The organism is Siccirubricoccus soli (assembly GCF_024178315.1).
Classification (GTDB): Bacteria; Pseudomonadota; Alphaproteobacteria; order Acetobacterales; family Acetobacteraceae; genus Siccirubricoccus; species Siccirubricoccus soli.
In genome coordinates, this window is sequence record NZ_JAMZIK010000071.1 from 81,832 (window position 1) to 98,246 (window position 16,415).

A 16,415-nucleotide genomic window follows, 5' to 3' on the forward strand; every position below is an offset into this window, starting at 1 on the left:
CGTTGCTGCGCGACGCCATGGCCCCCCCCCGGTGGCGCTGTTCGCCGGAGGCTGCGCACAGCCCGCCCCGGCAAAGGCACGGCGGGCATGGGCGGTCCGGTTCAGCCTGCCGTCCCCCCTGCCGCGAAGGCGTCCTGAAGCGCCTTCGACACCGCCTGGGCGCGCAGGGGGCGCGCCAGACGCAGCATTCGGTGACGCTGCCGGTGTCGTGTCCTGAAGATCGAAGACTCGCGGCCCGCGCCCGGCCTTGCGCCGCGCCGGCATTTCGCGTTCCATCCGCACCGGGAAGGCCGCTGGCACCGGACAACGGATTGGAGACGTCGATGGGTTTCAGGACCATCGCGGCCGGTGTCTGCGCCCTCGCGCTCGCCCTTGCCGCCCGGGCCGAAGGGCCTGCACCTGACCGTGCCCTGGTCCAGCTCGACTGGATCCCCACCGGCGAGCACACGGCCTATGTCGTCGATGTCCCGCAATTCAGCGTCGCCGATCTCGGCACGATGCTTGCGGCGCGGTCGCGGCAGGACGCGCCGGTCGCCGCGGGGAGTTGACCCGGATCCGCCTGCCCTTCGCCATCCCCTTCGTCTTCACCGGGCCGAAGGCGGCGGTGGCGGAATTCGTCGGTGCCGATGGGCATCCTGGTGTTCCGGGCGGTCTCACTCGCCGAGCGCCTGCTCTTTCCCCGGTCCAGCGGCGTCGAGACGCCCAACCCCGCCCTCTGAGGAGACGAACATGGCCAAAGCCGCCAAGGGCTTCACCCACATCACGGGTGGGCTGCTCGCCGAAACCGCCGCCCGCCGCGGCACGCCGGCCGATATCCTGATCGAGGATGGCATCATCCGCGCCGTCGGCCCGAACCTGGAGGCGCCGGAGGGCACCACGGAGGTGGATGCGAGCGGCATGCTGCTGCATCCCGGCCTGATCAACGCCCACACCCATGGCCATACCGGCCTCGGCAAGGGGCAGCTCGACAAGGTGACGCTGGAGCTGCTGCTGGCCACCGCCCCCTGGATCGGCGGCAGCCGCACCACGGAGGACAAGAAGCTCTCCACCCTGATCTGCGCCGCGGAGATGATCGCCAAGGGCTGCACCGCGGCCTACGATCTCTACTACGAATTTCCCCTGCCGACGCAGGAGGGCTTCGCCGCCGCGGCGGAAGCCTATGCCGAGGCGGGGATGCGCGCAGTGATCGCGCCGATGGTCGCGGACCGCAGCTTCTACGAGGCGATCCCCGGCCTTTACGAGGCGCTGCCCGAGGCGCTGCAGAAGCCCGTGGACCGGCTGAAGCTGCTGCCCTGGCAGCAGACGCTTGCGGCCATCGAGGCCATCTTGAAGAACTGGCGCTGGGCGGGGGAGGACATCCTGCCCGCCGTCGCGCCCACCATCCCGCTGCATTGCGCCGATGCGTTCATGTGCGGCTGCGCCCGGCTGGCGAAGGAGCATGGCATCGGCCTGCATTCCCATGTCGGCGAGAGCAAGGTGCAGGCGGTGGTCGGCCGCAAGACATACGGCAAGACGCTGATCGCGCATATGGACGGGCTCGGCCTGCTCGGCCCGAATTTCACCGCCGCCCATGCCGTCTGGCTGGACGATGACGACTTCAGGCGCATGGCCGACCATGGCGCCTCCATGGCGCACAACCCGGGCTCCAACATGCGCCTCGGCAATGGCATGTTCCGGCTGCGCCAGGCGCTGGATGCCGGCTGCAATGTGGGCATCGGCACGGATGGCGCCACCTGCGCCGACAACCAGAACATGTATGAGGCGATGCGCTACGCCTCCATGCTCTCCAAGGTGCAGACGCCCGATCCGCGCTGCTGGGCGACCAGCGACGAGGTCTATCGCGCGGCAACGCTGGGTTCGGCCAAGGCGCTGGGTTTCAAGGACCTTGGCCTGCTGGCGCCAGGCTACAAGGCGGATATCGTCTTCCTCGACCTCGGCAGCATCAACTGGATCCCGCATCACTGGTCCACCAACCAGATCGTCCATACCGAGGACGGCAATGGCGTGCGCCATGTGATGACGGGTGGGACCTTCGTCTTCAGGGATGGCCGCCACACCATGATCGACCTGGCGAAGCTGGCGCGGGAGGCGGAGGCGGCGCGGGCAAGGCTGGAGGCGCTGAATGCCGAATGGCGCGACCTCTACCGGAAGCTGGAGCCGATCGTCGGCAGCTTCTGCCCCGCCATCGCAGCGCAGCCCTATCACCTGAAGCGCTACCTCTGCGACGCGCCGGCCTGACGCGGGAACGTCACGAAACACCGGCTTGAAGCCGGTAAAGGTTCTTTATACGTTCTCCACGGCGCCCGCCGCGCCGTAGGAGATGCTGCCATGCAAGCCACTGCCGAAATTGCCGCGGAATTCGTGAAGCTCTGCCAGCAGGGCGAATTCGACGCTGCCGGGGAGCGCTTCTGGTCCGACGACATTGTCAGCGTCGAGCCCATGGAGGGCGAGATGGCCGTGCTGCATGGCCGGGCCGCGGTGAAGGCCAAGGGCGAATGGTGGTATGCGAACCACACCATCCATGCCACCGAAGCGCATGGCCCCTATGTGAATGGCGACCAATTCGCCGTGCGCTTCCTGATGGACCTCACGGCCAAGGCCAGCGGCCAGCGCATGCAGGTGGAGGAGATCGGCCTCTACACCGTCAGGGACGGGAAGATCGTGGAGGAGCGCTTCCTCTTCCACATGGGCTGACCGGAGCAGATCGCCGCAGGGCGGCATCGCCCGCAGGCGTGAATCTGCTCTGCAAGCGAATGCTTTAGGCTGCTGGCAGGGGCAGGCGCGGCATCGGGAAGAAGCCCGGCAGCGCCTCCATCCGCGCCAGCCAGGCGCGCAGCGCCGGGTAGGGGTCCAGGGAAATGCCGCCCTCCGGCGCATGCGCCAGGTAGGAGTAGCAGGCGAGGTCGGCGATGGTCGGGTGCGGGGCGGCGAGGAATTCCCGCCCCGCCAGATGCGGCTCCAGGAAGGCGAGGAGCTTGTCCGCCACCCGCCGCGCCTCCGCCGGCACGCCGGCCATCTGCCATTGCGCCACGGCGCGGGCGATGGCGGGGCCGAAGGCCAGCTCTCCGGCCGCGAGGGAGAGGAAGCGCTGCACCGCGGCCGCGCCTTCCGGCGTCTCCGGCAGCCAGGTGCCGCCAGCATCGAAGTGCTTCGCCAGATAGACCAGGATGGCGTTGGAATCCGCCAGCACTGCCCCGTCGATCTCCAGCACCGGGATCTGGCCGAGCGGGTTCAGCGCGCGGAATGCCGCGCTCTGCCGCACCGGCCCCGGCGCCTCCACGAAGCGGTACTCCAGGCCGAGCATGCGCAGCAGCAGGGCAACGCGATGCACATGGCCGGAATAGGGGGTGCCGTGCAGGGTGATGCTCGGGGCGGTCATGGTCGTCTCCATCGAGGCGACGGAAGGCTAGGGTGCGCGCCTGGCGGCTTGTAGCGTGGCAGGGTGGAAGAGAGCGTTCCTCCGCCGGCAAGGCCGCCCGGTGGCACGGCGCTGGCTAGGCAAGCGGCCTCACTCCGGGACCTTGAGATGTTGCCGTCACGCCGTGCCCTGCTCCTCGCCTCCCCTGCCCTTCTGCTGGGCCGGTTTGCCCAGGCCCAGGGCACTTGGCCGGAACGCCCCATCCGCTGGATCGTCAACTTCCCGCCGGGCGGGGCGGCGGACACGCTCTCCCGCGCCCTTGGCGAGAGCATCGGCAACAAGCTCGGCCAGCCCATCGTCATCGAGAACCGGCCGGGCGCCGGCGGGCTGGTGGGGGCCGATCTGGTGGCCAAGGCGCGCGGCGATGCGCATATCGTCCTGATGTCCAGCGCTGCCTCGCATGGCATCGGGCCGGTGCTCTACCCGAGCATGCCCTATGACCCGATGGCGGATTTCATCCATATCGGGCTGGTGGGCACCTTCGCCAGCGTGCTGGTGGTCGGCTCTGGCGTGCCGGCGGCGAATCTGCGGGAATTCCTGACGCTGGCGAAGAGCCGGCCGGGGGGCCTTGCCTATGGCACCGGCGGCAACGGCACGATGAACCACCTGATCGGCCAGGTGCTGGCGCGGGCAGCGGGGGTGGAGCTGACGCATGTGCCCTATCGTGGCTCCGCCGCGGCGCTGACGGATGCGATGGGCGGGCAGATCCCGGCGGTGATGGAGAGCCTGCCGATCGCCCTGCCGCATCTCCGGGCCGGGCGGCTGAAGGCGCTGGCAACCAGCGAGGCAGCGCGCGACGCGGCGCTGCCGGAGGTGCCGAGCTTCGCCGCGGCCGGGCTGCCCGCGGGGCAGAGCACGAATTGGTTCGGCGTCTCCACCGCCGCCGGCGTGCCGGGGCCGGTCATCGAGCGCTGGCAGGCGGTGATCGCCGCGGCGCTGCCGGAGGTGCCGAGCTTCGCCGAGGCCGGGCTGCCCGCGGTGCAGAGCACGAATTGGTTCGGCTTCTCCACCGCCGCCGGCGTGCCGGCGCCGGTCATCGAGCGCTGGCAGGCGGTGATCGCCGCGGCGCTGCAGGACCCGAAGCTGCAGGAACGCTTCGCCAATATCGGCGTGGTGCCGGGGCGGATGGACCCGGCGGCCTACACGGCGATGATCCAGGGCGAGCTGACGCGCTGGCGCGAGGTGATCCAGAGCGCGGGGATCAAGGCGGACTGATCCCCAGGAAGCGGCCCCGCGGGGCCCCGGACGGGCTTTCCTGCCCGGGGCCTTGCACAGCCTGCCACGGCAGGGCCGCGTCAGGGCAACCAGTGGCACGGTCGAAAACGAGGGGACCAAGGGGCGAAGATTCGGCCGCCTCCCTCGCCTGCGAAGGCGCTTTCCGGCGCCTCCGGCACCGTCGAAGGCGACCATTGCCTGGGGTCATGGGGCCGTTTCCGGGTCAAGGTTGCCGCGCAGCGGCACCGCGCTTCGCGCGGCTACGTCCTTGACTCGGAAACGGCCCCATGACTCAGGCTCGGGAAGCGCTCGACAAGGTCGAGCGCGCACGAAGCGCGCCCGCCGGAACGGCCGAAGCGGGCCGCCCTTACCCCCGCGAGGCCAGTGCCACACCGCCCAGGGTCAGCACCAGCGCCATGGCGTGCCGCACGCCCAGCGGCTCCCCCAGCAGCAGCCCGCTGCTCACCACCCCCACCACCGGCACCAGCAGCGCGCCCAGCGCCGCATTCCCCGCCGGCAGCAGCTTGATGGCGCGGAACCAGGCGAGATAGGCCAGCACCTGCCCCGCCAGCGACCCATAGGCCAGGCACAGCCAGCCCCGCACCGTGACGCCGCCGAAGGAGAGATGCTCGAAGGCCAGGCTGATGACCAGGACCGGCGCCATGCCGATGATGAGCTGCCACGCCACCAGCGGCACCGGCGCCATCGCCACCGGAAAGCGCTTGGTGAAGACCACCCCGCCGGCGAAGCATATCGCCGTGCCGAGGATCGCCGCGACGCCCGGCAGCTTCCCCACCAGTTCCGCCGCCGGCGCCACCGCAAGCTGCCCTGCCATCAGCAGCGTCACGCCGGCCAGCCCCATCCCCAGCCCGGCAAGTCGCTGCCAGCCTGGCCGCTCCCCCAGGAAGGGCCAGGCCAGCATGGTGGCCCAGACCGGCATGGTATAGGCGATGATCGCCGCCTCGGACGCCTCCAGCCAGAAGATGGAGAGCGGCGCCAGCGCCCCCCAGCTCGTCACGTTCAGCAGGGCGGAGATGCCGAGCCGCCCCCATTGCCGCGGCAGCAGCGATTCCCCCTGCGCCAGCGCCACCGCGGACAGCACCGTCACCGAGCAGGCGGCGGAGAGCACCCGGAAGGCGAAGGGCGGCCAGTCCAGCATCAGCAGCTTCATGACCGGCCAATTGCCGCCCCAGGCGAAGGCGGTGACCAGCACCAGGGCATAGCCCTGCGAACGCGCGGAAATCACGCCAGCAGGGCACCGATCCGGGCCAGGGTCTCGGCCGGCAGCGGGCCTTTCCCCGCCGCCGCGATCGCCACCTCGAGCTGCTCGACCGAAGCGGTGCCGATCAGCGCGGTGCCGATCTCGGGCGGCGTCAGGGCGTAGCGGATGGCAAGCTCGGCGAGGCTCGCGGCATGCCCCTCCGCCACCAGCGGCAGCAGCCGCCGCGCCTCGGCCAGATCCGCCGCGTAATCGGCGCCGGAGGCGATGGGCGCCACCTTCGGCATGGCCACCGGATGCCGCGCCTCTTCCCCCGAAAGGGCGCCCGCCGCCAGGATGCGGATGCCGATCAGCCCCACCCCCTGCGCCGCCGCCTGGCGGCCGATGCCGGCGAAATCCTGCCCCGGCAGCCGGGCGGGCTTCGGCGCCAGCCAGCTTGGGTTCAGGGCATTGAAGGGGATCTGCGCCGTATCGATCAGCCCCTTGCCCAGCAGCTCCGCCAGCGTCGCCGTATCCCCCAGCGCGGTGATGCCGAGGACGCGGCACTTCCCCTGCTCCCGCAGCTTCTGCATGGCGGGGATCGCCTCCTCCAGCACCTGCGACAGGGTGTAGCCGCCGGGGGAACCGATCGGGTCGTGCAGCTGGAACAGATCCACCTGCTCCCGCCCGAGGCGGGACAGGCTCGCCTCCAGCGAGGCGGCGATGGCGCCCGGGATGTCGGCCCGCGCCGCCGCGGGCAGCCGCACCTTGGTACCCAGCACCGGCTTCGCCGCCAGCCGCTTGAGCAGCCGGCCCAGCACCCGCTCGCTCTCCCCATCGCCATAGGCCGGGGCGGTATCCACATAGGTGATGCCGGCGGCGAAGGCGCGGGCGAGCGAGGCTTCCTGCTCTGCCTCGCTGCCGCGGACCATCAGCCCGCCGACCGCCCCGGCGCCATAGCCGAGGGCGGAGACCTTGAGACCCGTTCGCCCGAGACTGCGTTGCTGCATCTGCCTGTTCCCTCCCCCGCCGCTTCGGCCTATCGCTGCATCCTATCCCACCCGTCCCGAAAGCCCATGATCCGCCTGACCGAGCTGCGCCTGCCCCTCGACCACCCGCCGGAGGCGCTGCGCGCCGCCGTGCTGGCGCGGCTGGGCGTGCCGGATGCGGCGCTGCGCGAGGTTCAGGTGTTCCGCCGCGGCTACGACGCGCGGAACCCGCGCGCCATCATGCTGGTCTATACGCTGGATCTGGAGGTGGCGGAGGAAGCCGCGCTGCTGGCGCGCCACCGGGAGGATCCGCGCATCGGCCCGGCGCCGGATACGCGCTACCGCTTCGTCGCCCGCGCGCCGGAGGGTGTCCGCCGCCCCATCGTCATCGGCGCCGGCCCCTGCGGGCTGCTCGCTGCCCTGGTGCTGGCGCAGATGGGCTTCCGCCCGCTCATCCTGGAACGCGGCAAGGTGGTGCGGGAGCGCACGAAGGATACCTGGGCGCTCTGGCGCCGCGGCGTGCTGACGGAGGAGAGCAATGTGCAGTTCGGGGAGGGCGGCGCCGGCACCTTCTCCGACGGCAAGCTCTATTCCGGCATCAAGGATCCCCGCTTCTACGGCCGCAAGGTGCTGACCGAGTTCGTGAAGGCCGGGGCGCCGGAGGAGATCCTCTACCTCTCCAAGCCGCATATCGGCACCTTCCGCCTGGTCTCCATGGTGGAGAGCATCAGGGAGCAGATCGAATCCCTCGGCGGCGAATACCGCTTCGGCGCGCGGGTCGAGGATCTGCTGATCGAGACCGATGCCGAGGGCACGCGCCATGTCCGCGGCGTGGTGCTGGCCGGGGGCGAGGTGCTGGAGGCCGATCAGGTGGTGCTCGCCATCGGCCACAGCGCGCGGGACAGCTTCGCCATGCTGCGCGACCGCGGCGTGTTCCTCGAGCCGAAGCCCTTCTCCCTCGGCGTCCGCATCGAGCATCCGCAATCGCTGATCGACCGCGTCCGATTCGGCCCCAATGCCGGGAACAAGGCGCTGGGCGCGGCGGACTACAAGCTGGTGCACCATTGCAGCAATGGCCGCAGCGTCTACAGCTTCTGCATGTGCCCCGGCGGCCGCGTGGTGGCCGCCACCAGCGAGGCCGGGCGCGTGGTGACCAACGGCATGAGCCAGTACAGCCGCGCCGAGTTCAACGCCAATGCCGGCATGGTCGTCGGCATCTCGCCGGAGGATTATCCCGGCGATGTGCTGGCCGGCGTGGAGTTCCAGCGGCGCTGGGAGAGCCTCGCCTATGCGGCGGGCGGCGGCGGCTACCGCGCGCCGGCGCAGCTCGTCGGCGATTTCCTCGCCGGCCGCCCGAGCACCGCGCTCGGCGATGTCGAGCCCAGCTACAAGCCGGGCGTCACGCCGACCGACCTGGCGCGCTGCCTGCCGGATTTCGCCGTGGCGGCGATGCGGGAGGCGCTGCCGGCCTTCGCGCAGCAGATTCCCGGCTTCGCCCGCGCCGATGCGGTGATGACCGGCGTCGAGACCCGCACCAGCAGCCCCCTCCGCATCCGGCGCGGCTTCGACTTCCAGAGCGTGAACACGCGCGGCCTCTATCCGGCGGGCGAGGGCGCGGGCTATGCCGGCGGCATCCTCTCCGCCGGGGTGGACGGCATCCGGGTGGCGGAGGCGGTGGCGCTCTCCGCCACCAGCCAGCCCATCCCGCGGGAGATGAGCCGCGGCGCCGAAGTGACCATGACCTATGGCTGAGGACGACATGCGATGACCGAGGCCAGCAAGCCCCCCTCCCGCACGCCGGAGGAGGCCGCCGCGCATGCCGCCGCCTGGGCGCCGCTGCTGCCCGCCATCCTGCTGACCCATTTCCCCGACCAGGCGACGCTCGACGCGCTGCGGCCGGAGGCGCCGCCGCTGGCGGTGGTGGCGGAGATCAACCGCGCCGTGGCCCGGGCCGCCCTCGCCGCCGGCAGCAAGGTGCTGGTGCAGGTGGCCGATGCCGCCGAGTTCCGCGCCTGGCTGGACAGCCCGGCGGAGCAGCCGCGCACGCCCATGGCCTGGCGCCGCCGCGCGCCGCGGCTGATGGGCGATGCCGCGCTCGCCGCGCTCGGCCTGGACCTGCGCGAGGTGGCGCGGCCGAAGCCGCGCCGCAGCCTGGGCAGCCCGGCGGAGCGGCTGGTGCAGGCTGCCTTCGCCCCGGACCCGCCCGGTTTCGAGGCGCTGGCCGAGGAGCTGCTGCAGGCCGGCCGCCAGGGCGTGCTGGACCAGGCGGTGCGCCGCGCGGCGGAGCGCTACGAGGAGGAGTCCGTCGCGCATCTGGAGAACCTGCTCTTCCTGACAGCGGAGGCGAAGGCGGTGCCGCCCACCGGCCGGGCGGTCTTCGTCGTCCTGCCCGTGGTGCTGCCGGAAGACGGGCCGGCGCCGGAAGCCGCCTATATCGCCGAAAGCTTCCTCGCCGCCGGGGTGGCCGGGGAGCTGTCCGAGCTGCGGCTGCTGCCGGCATGGCGCGCACCGGGCCCGCTGCTGGCGCTGGACCCGGTGGGGCTGCGCCGGGCGCTGGAGGAGATGCTGGCGGGGCGCGAGCCCGCCGCCCTGCCGCCCGCCACCGAGGCGGAGCTGGCGGAGGAAGGGGTCGGCCTGCTGCTCGGGGTAAACCTCGCCTGGGATGTGCCGGAATGGGCGCAGATCGACCGCAGCCCCGCCCCCGACCTCGCGGCGCTGGCGGAGGGCGGCGCCGCCCCGGATCCGCAGGCGGAGGAGCATGCGGCGGCGGATGACGCGCTGGACGCCGCCTTCGAGGCCTGGGCCGAGGAGATCGCCGACCGCTTCCAGGGCTGCGCCCCGCTGAACCTTGTCGGTGCTTCGGAGCTGGAGGAGGTGCTGGAGATGTATTTCGGCCCGCCGGGCGGGGAGGCAGCGGCGGAGATTCCCGAAAGCCTGGCCGAGCTGGCGGATTTCGTCCTGATGGCGGAGCAGGAGGCGGGTGGCGCCCCGATCGTCGGCCATATCGCCGCACGCGACACGGCGCGTCTTACCCTTGCCCTCTACACGAAGGAGGGCAGGTTCCTCGACAGCCGCGACTTCGACCTGGCGGCGCTGCCGCCGGAGGCCGTCGAGTCGCTGGGCGAGCTGGTGGAGCTGGTGGAGACGCCGCCGGGGCGCTGAGGCCTACATCTCCGCCCCGTATTCCGCCAGCTCCGGCCGCATCGCCTCGATGACGAAGTCGACGAAGGCGTCCGGCGCATCCAGGTAGAATTCCCGGTCGGAATAGGCGCCGACCTCGGCCGGCAGCCCATGCGCCTTGCACCAGGCGGCGAGCGACTCCAGCGCCGCCTGCGGCGTCTCGCTGAGGAAGGCGACCTGGGAGCGGAGCTTGTCCGCATCCCGCGTCCTGGTGGGGCTGCGGCTGAATTGCAGGTCCACATTGGCGCCGGGCTGGCGCAGCCACACCGCGCGCTCGGTCCGCCGCAGCAGCACGAAGCCAAGCTGGCTGCGCAGCATCTCCACGACCGTCTCGAAATGCTCGGGCGCCAGGCGATTGGCGCAGTGGTTGAGTTGCATGGCGGACTCCGGGGAAGGCTGGCGGCAAGCCGGGCGGGACGCTAGCTTCCGCCCGACTGGAGGAAATGCAACATGCAACGTCGCGCACTATTGGCGGCTGCCGGCCTGCTTCCCGGCCTGGCTCAGGCGCAGGGAAACGCCCCGGCCGGGGGATGGCCGAACAAGCCGGTACGGATCGTCGTACCCTTCCCGCCCGGCGGGCCGAATGACATCATCGCCCGGCTTTACGCCCAGGCGCTGACGCCGATCGTCGGCCAGCAGGTGGTGGTGGAGAACCGCGCCGGCGGCTCCGGCGTGATCGGCACGGATTACGCGCTGAAATCCGCGGCGGACGGCTACACGGTGGCGATCTGCGATGGCGGGTCGCTGGTCATCGTGCCGCACACCCAATCCATCATGCCCTACAAGGTGCCGGAGGAGGTGGGGCTGGTCACGGTGGTGGCCAAGGTGCCGGAAGCGCTGGTGGCGCATCCCAGCCTGAAGGTGAAGACGCTGCCGGAGCTGCTGGACCTGGCCAAGCGCCAGCCGGGCAAGCTGAACATCGGCACGGCCGGGGCGGCCGGCATCTCCCACCTCGCCGCCGTGCTGTTCAAGGCGCTGACCGGGGCCGAGGTGGAGGTGGTGCCCTATCGCGGTGCGGCGCCGGCCATCACGGATCTGGTCGCCGGCCAGGTGCAGCTGCTGTTCGCGGACCTGCCGCCGCTGCTGCCGCATCTGCAGGCCAAGGCGATCGTCCCGCTGGCCCTGGCGGCGCGGGAGCGCAGCCCGTCGCTCCCCGAGCTGGCGACCACGGCCGAGTATGGCTACCCGAAGCTGCTGGCGGAGAATTGGTACTGCATGGTGGCGCCGCCCGCCCTGCCGGCGCCGATCACGGAAAAGCTCTCCGCCGCCATGCGCCGGGCCAGCGAGAATGCCCAGTTGCGGGAGGCGCTGCTGGCACAGGGGGCGCAGGCGGCATGGACCAGCCGGCAGGAATTTGCGGCGCTGGTGCAGGAGGAAAGCGTCGTTTGGCGGGATATCGCCAAGGCGGCGGGGGTGCGGTCGGATTGAGGGGGACGCTGTCCCCCTCAAACTCCCCCTGCCAAAGGCCGAAGGGCCTTTGGAAACCTTGAGTTCAGGCGCGACGGACGAACCGCGGCGCCGCTCTCAACCATCCCATTGCGGCGCGAAGCCGGGGTTCACCATCCGCCGGTTCTTCGGTAGCGCCGCCAGCGCCGCCCTGTCCTCCTCGTCCAGGGTCAGCTCGACGGATTTCAGGTTCTCCGCCTGCCGCGCGGGCGAGGCGGCCTTCGGGATGGCGGCGACGTTCGCCATGCCCAGCAGCCAGGCGAGCGCCACCTGACCCGGCGTCGCACCATGCTTCGCCGCGATGCGGGTGACGGTCGCATCCTGCAGCACCGCGCCCTTGGCCACAGGCGTGTAGCTGGTCAGCACCAGATCCTGCGCCTGGCAGTAGGCGAGCAGCTTCTGCTGGCCGAGGAAGACATGATGCTCCACCTGCAGGCAGGCGATGGGCGCGATCTTCGCCTCCACCGCCCGCCTGAGCAGCGCCAGCGGGAAATTCGCCACCCCCACCGCCTTGGCCAGCCCCTCCGCCAGGATCTTCGCTTGCGCCTCCAGCACCGATTCGAGCCGAAGCTGCGGGCTCGGCCAATGGACCAGCAGCAGATCCACATAGGGCGTCGCCAGCCGCGCCAGGCAGGCTTCGAAGGCGGCGCGGAAGCTGGCGCCATCGGGCTTGTCCCACCAGACCTTGGTGGTGAGGTACAGCGCCTCCCGCGCCACGCCGCTGGCCCTGAGGCCGGCGCCGACCGCCGCCTCGTTGCCATACATCTCCGCCGTGTCGATATGGCGGTAGCCGAGGCCGATGGCGCTCTCCACCGCCGCCTGGCACTCCGCCCCCTGCATCGGCCAGGTGCCGAAGCCGAGGCGCGGCATCACCGTCCGCGCGCTGCGGAAGAGCGGCACCTGCATCGGCATCAGACCGGCTTCGCCTTGGCGGCGGCCTCGGCCAGCGCCTTGTCCAGCACCTCGATCAGCGTGTCGCATTCGCCGCGGGTGATGACCAGCGGCGGGGAGAGGACGATGGTGTTGGAATGCCGCGCGCCGCCGCCGGAGCGGCCGACGATGACGCCATTCGCCTTGCAGAACTCCACCACGCCCTGCACCAGCTTGCCGTCGAGCTGCACCTTGCTCTCGCGGTCCGTCACCAGCTCGATGCCGATGAGCAGCCCCTTGCCGCGGATGTCGCCGGTGATGCCGTGGCGGAAGAGCCGGTCCTTCAGCCCGTCCATCAGATAGGCGCCCATGGTGGCGGCGCGCTCCGGCAGCTTCTCCTCCAGCATGATCTCGATGTTGCGCACCGCGACGGCGGCGGCGGCCGGATGGCCGCCATAGGTGTTCACCTGCATCACCTGGCGGGCCTCGGCGACCTCGCCGAGGAAGCTCTCGAACACCTTGTTCTTCACCACCGTGGCGGCGATGGGCAGGTAGGCGGAGACGATGCCTTTGGCCACCGCCATGATGTCCGGGCTGATGTTCCAGTGCTGATGGGCGAACATCTTGCCGGTGCGGCCGAAGCCGTTGATCACCTCATCGACATGCAGCAGCACGTCGTATTTCCGGCAGATCTCCTGCACCGTCTCCAGATAGCCATCGGGCGGCACGGCGACGCCGACGGCGGACATGATGGGCTCGACGATCACCTCGGCCACCGTCTGCGGCCCCTCGCCCTGGATCGTCGTCTCGATCAGCTTGGCGCAGGCCATGCCGCATTTGCCGGATTCCAGGCCGAGCGGGCAGCGGTAGCAGGTGGGCGCCGGGACATGGACGAAGGAGCCGTCATAGGGCTCGAACTTCGTCTTCCGCTCGCCCATGCCGCCAGCGGCCAGGGTGCCGAGCGTGGTGCCGTGGTAGGAGAAATAGCGGCTGATGGTCTTGTAGCGGAATTCGCCGGGGAATTCGTGCTTGGCGTATTGCCGGGCGATCTTGAAGCCCGCCTCATTCGCCTCGGAGCCCGAATTGACGAAGTAGGTGTGGTAGTCGCCGCCCATCAGGGTGTTGATCTGCTCGCCGAGCTGGGCAGCGGGCAGGTTCATGGCGGTGTGCGGGTAGTAGGCCATGGCCTGCATCTGCTCGGCGGCGATCTGCGCCAGCTCCGCCCGGCCATAGCCGATATTGACGCACCAGAGGCCGGCCATGGCGTCCAGATAGGTGGTGCCATCGGCATCGACGATGGTGGAGCCCTGGGCCCCGGTCACCACCATTTGGGACTTCTCCAGCGCCCGGTGCTGCACGATGGGGTGCATCACGTTCTGCAGGTCCTGCGCCACCACGCGCGCGCGGGCTTCGGAATCGGGCTGGTTGGTCACGGACATGCGGGCGCCTCGGCTGGCAGGGATGAACCGAGGCAGAGGCTAGAGCGGAATGGCCGGGGCTGTCACGGCCCCAGCACTCCCTCGGTGACGATTATCGCTTCGAGAGATCCACAATTCCGGCAAAGCCGGTTTCCGTGCCGAAGGCGAGATGGCTGCCGGAGGCGTTCCAGGCGAGCGCCGAGACCGGCCCATGCCCCGGCGCCGCCACCGGCACCACCCGGCCGGAGGCGATCTCCGCCAGCAGCACCAGGCCATCAGCGAAGCCCGCTGCCACGATCTCATGCTGCGGGTGGCAGGCCACGGCGCTGCACAGCACCCCGTCGCCGCCCGCCAGCTCGGTGGGCGCCTTGCCCATCGGGCCGCCGCCAAAGAAGGGCCAGATGACGATGCTGTCCGCCCCGCTGGTCGCCAGCCATTTGCCGCGGGCGGTGAAGGAGAGGAATTTGGTCTTCGACGGGTAGCCGGACATGCGCATGTGCTGGCTGTCCGAAAGCCGCCAGCCATGCAGGGCATTCTCCTGCATCGCCGTCACCACATGGGTGCCGTCCGGGCTGATGGCGATGGTGGTGTGGCTGCCTTTCCATTCCAGCAGCCGCGCCTTGTCCTCCTTCGCCGCGACAAACCAGAGCGACGCCCCGTTGTAGTGGCTGGCCGCCACGCGCTTGCCCTTGGCGTCGAAGGCGATGCCGGCGACGGCGGAGGGCGTCGTCAGCGTCTTCAGCTTCTTTCCCTTGCCGTCGAAGAGGTGGAGCTGCTTGCCGACGGCGGCAGCGCGCAACCCGCTTTCATGCGCCGCCACATGCTCCACCCATTTCATGGCGCCGAGCTTCGCCACTTCCGTCACCGCGCCATCGGGGGAGACCTGGACCAGCCGGCCGTCATCGCCGCCCGAGAGGAAACCGTCGCGGGCATCGACGCAGAAGGAGAGAACGGCGCCGTCATGGGCAGGCACGCTGGCCCACTCATCGCGCAGCTCGTGTGGGCGGGCGATGCGGAGGGTGCCGTCCCCGAGTGCGAAGGCGCAAGCGGTGCCGTCGCGCGTAAAGGCGGTGCCGACAACCCAGGCGCCCAATTGGCGCGAGGCGCCGCGGGCGTCGAGCAGGAAGTCTGCGGCAGTGCTGTCCGTTGTCACGTTGGCCTTCAGCTCAGGGTACGCCCAGGATGTTCGTCAGAGTCCGTCGCAGGTCAAGGATCCCATACCCATGCCGGAAATTCCAGGGGCCGGGGGCGGTGGGCGGCATGCGCGCGCCCGCCCGCAGGGCCGCGCGCAGCGCCGCCGGCGTCGCGGCGGCACCGTTGACGGCGGCGCTGGTGCGTAGCGCAGCGACGGTTCCGGCGGCGATGCCGCAGGCCGCGGAGGTTCCGGTGCTGACGAAATGCGCGTCGCCGTCCTCCACGAAATGGCTTGGCGCGCACAGATCCGGCTTCTCGACGGCGCTGGCCCCGGCCGGCGCGAGCGAGAGAAAATCCGCCTGGCCGGGCCCCTGCGAGGAGTAGCCGAGCCAGAGCCCATCCGCCCGCACCGCCCCCACCGTCAGCACCCGCGGGTGGGAGTTCGCCCCGAAGATGCTCTGCCCCGGCCCGTGATCCGCCGGCCCGCAACGCATATTCGGACAGAACTGGCCGCAATTGCCGGCGGCATAGACCTGGTCGATGCTTTTGGCATCCGCATCGGTGACTCTCAAATTGTAGGGGTGCTTAGCGTTGTCGGTGTAATCGCCCGGCACGAATTCCAGCCGCCGGTCGTAGATGCCCCAGGCGTTGCACAGCACCCAAGGCCCCCGGACCAGATGCAGTGCCCGCCAGGCTGCGATGCTGGCCAGGACGATGTTCAACTGAGCTTGCGCCCAGAGCATGTACTGCAGGACATCCGTGATGCGGTCCGGCAGCAGCGGGAAGTCGAACAGGCGGACGCGGGGCGCGACGGCAAGGATGTTCCGGGCGACCATTGTGCCGTGGCTGTCCGGGTCGGCCGGAGCGCCTGGAAGCCGCAGTGGATGCCCTGGCTGCTTCACCAGCCAGCCGCCGCCGAAGGCGAAACCGGGATGCCGCAGCCGGAGCCGCCCCTCCGAAAAGCCCTCGTCCACGACAATCAGGTTCACGCCCTGGCCCTGCATCGGCGGCGAGGTCGCCATGAGAACCGAGGCCTCGATCAGGCGATCGGCCTGGCCTCGCGTACCGAAGAACGAGGGTGAAACGCGGCCCGGACACCAGGAATTGAAGCCGAGGATGGCCACGTCCGTGCCCACCGCAACGCCGCTCAATCGCCTGGCCGAAGCGATGAACGCCGCCGCCTTCTCTCGTCCATCGACGATGATTCCGAAGACCAGGCGTTCCGGCAGCACCGGCGGCAGGTCAGCGCCCGGAAAATCGGGTCCGGGCCTGAAGGTGAAGTCGAGGGAAGGCAGATCGCCGAATTCGTAGCTGATGCCCCCCTGCTGCAGCCGCTCATTCACCCGCTGCTTCAGCCGGTCGAGCGTCGCATCCAGCCTCTCGCGCCTCTCATCGAGGGCGCTGCGATAGGCTTGCAACAAGGCTGGATCGGCAGGCAGTTCCAGAATCAGCCGGATCTGTCCGGTATCCTGCATTTCGTCCTCCACCCGAGGCACGACAGTGTTAAGCTTAGATGAGCTTGCACCCACCAAGACCATTATTTGATC

15 protein-coding genes are annotated in these 16,415 nt (G+C 70.4%); 7 read left to right on the forward strand and 8 right to left on the reverse strand.

What is annotated here, in order from left to right; genetic code table 11:
* Positions 1-323: 323 nt before the first annotated feature.
* From NJ376_RS12445 to NJ376_RS12455, 3 genes are all read left to right on the forward strand, one after another.
* On the forward strand, positions 324-548 hold the full coding sequence (locus NJ376_RS12445; RefSeq protein WP_252953584.1) for a hypothetical protein: 225 nt from the start codon (positions 324-326) through the stop codon (positions 546-548).
* Between the two features lie 181 nt (positions 549-729).
* On the forward strand, positions 730-2,238 hold the full coding sequence (locus tag NJ376_RS12450; RefSeq protein ID WP_252953585.1) for an amidohydrolase family protein: 1,509 nt from the start codon (positions 730-732) through the stop codon (positions 2,236-2,238).
* 90 nt (positions 2,239-2,328) lie between these two features.
* A complete protein-coding gene (locus NJ376_RS12455; RefSeq protein ID WP_252953586.1) occupies positions 2,329-2,694 on the forward strand; it encodes a nuclear transport factor 2 family protein in 366 nt (121 codons plus the stop codon).
* A gap of 64 nt (positions 2,695-2,758) precedes the next feature.
* On the opposite strand, the gene NJ376_RS12460 is transcribed toward NJ376_RS12455, so the two are convergent.
* Complete coding sequence (locus tag NJ376_RS12460; protein WP_252953587.1) at positions 2,759-3,379, reverse strand: glutathione S-transferase family protein; 621 nt, start codon at positions 3,377-3,379, stop codon at positions 2,759-2,761.
* 147 nt (positions 3,380-3,526) lie between these two features.
* Between NJ376_RS12460 and NJ376_RS12465 the strand changes: the two genes are divergently transcribed.
* On the forward strand, positions 3,527-4,633 hold the full coding sequence (locus tag NJ376_RS12465) for a Bug family tripartite tricarboxylate transporter substrate binding protein (RefSeq protein ID WP_252953588.1): 1,107 nt from the start codon (positions 3,527-3,529) through the stop codon (positions 4,631-4,633).
* A 367-nt stretch (positions 4,634-5,000) separates the two neighbouring features.
* Here the strand turns inward: NJ376_RS12465 and NJ376_RS12470 are convergent, their stop codons facing one another.
* Complete coding sequence (locus tag NJ376_RS12470) at positions 5,001-5,879, reverse strand: DMT family transporter (protein WP_252953589.1); 879 nt, start codon at positions 5,877-5,879, stop codon at positions 5,001-5,003.
* Positions 5,876-6,841, reverse strand: coding sequence for an aldo/keto reductase (locus tag NJ376_RS12475; RefSeq protein WP_252953590.1), 966 nt, complete (start codon positions 6,839-6,841; stop codon positions 5,876-5,878). Before NJ376_RS12475 ends, NJ376_RS12470 begins: the two co-directional genes overlap by 4 nt.
* A gap of 66 nt (positions 6,842-6,907) precedes the next feature.
* On the opposite strand from NJ376_RS12475, the gene NJ376_RS12480 reads away from it, so the two are divergent.
* Positions 6,908-8,572: an NAD(P)/FAD-dependent oxidoreductase gene (locus NJ376_RS12480; RefSeq protein WP_252953591.1), complete on the forward strand. Its 1,665-nt coding sequence runs from the start codon at positions 6,908-6,910 to the stop codon at positions 8,570-8,572.
* A 12-nt stretch (positions 8,573-8,584) separates the two neighbouring features.
* Entirely contained in the window at positions 8,585-9,982 is a 1,398-nt protein-coding gene (locus NJ376_RS12485) for a hypothetical protein (protein WP_252953592.1), read from the forward strand.
* A 3-nt stretch (positions 9,983-9,985) separates the two neighbouring features.
* On the opposite strand, the gene NJ376_RS12490 is transcribed toward NJ376_RS12485, so the two are convergent.
* The gene (locus NJ376_RS12490; protein WP_252953593.1) at positions 9,986-10,378 is read right to left on the reverse strand and encodes a hypothetical protein; all 393 of its coding nucleotides are present in this window, start codon (positions 10,376-10,378) and stop codon (positions 9,986-9,988) included.
* A 72-nt stretch (positions 10,379-10,450) separates the two neighbouring features.
* Between NJ376_RS12490 and NJ376_RS12495 the strand changes: the two genes are divergently transcribed.
* Positions 10,451-11,428: a Bug family tripartite tricarboxylate transporter substrate binding protein gene (locus NJ376_RS12495; RefSeq protein ID WP_252953594.1), complete on the forward strand. Its 978-nt coding sequence runs from the start codon at positions 10,451-10,453 to the stop codon at positions 11,426-11,428.
* A 96-nt stretch (positions 11,429-11,524) separates the two neighbouring features.
* On the opposite strand, the gene NJ376_RS12500 is transcribed toward NJ376_RS12495, so the two are convergent.
* From NJ376_RS12500 to NJ376_RS12515, 4 genes are all read right to left on the reverse strand, one after another.
* Entirely contained in the window at positions 11,525-12,358 is an 834-nt protein-coding gene (locus tag NJ376_RS12500; RefSeq protein WP_252953595.1) for an aldo/keto reductase, read from the reverse strand.
* Positions 12,358-13,755: an aminotransferase gene (locus NJ376_RS12505; RefSeq protein WP_252953596.1), complete on the reverse strand. Its 1,398-nt coding sequence runs from the start codon at positions 13,753-13,755 to the stop codon at positions 12,358-12,360. The genes NJ376_RS12500 and NJ376_RS12505 overlap by 1 nt, the downstream gene beginning before the upstream one ends.
* Positions 13,756-13,846: 91 nt before the next feature.
* Positions 13,847-14,887: a WD40 repeat domain-containing protein gene (locus tag NJ376_RS12510; protein WP_252953597.1), complete on the reverse strand. Its 1,041-nt coding sequence runs from the start codon at positions 14,885-14,887 to the stop codon at positions 13,847-13,849.
* 13 nt (positions 14,888-14,900) lie between these two features.
* On the reverse strand, positions 14,901-16,355 hold the full coding sequence (locus NJ376_RS12515; RefSeq protein WP_252953598.1) for a S8 family serine peptidase: 1,455 nt from the start codon (positions 16,353-16,355) through the stop codon (positions 14,901-14,903).
* Positions 16,356-16,415 lie beyond the last annotated feature (60 nt).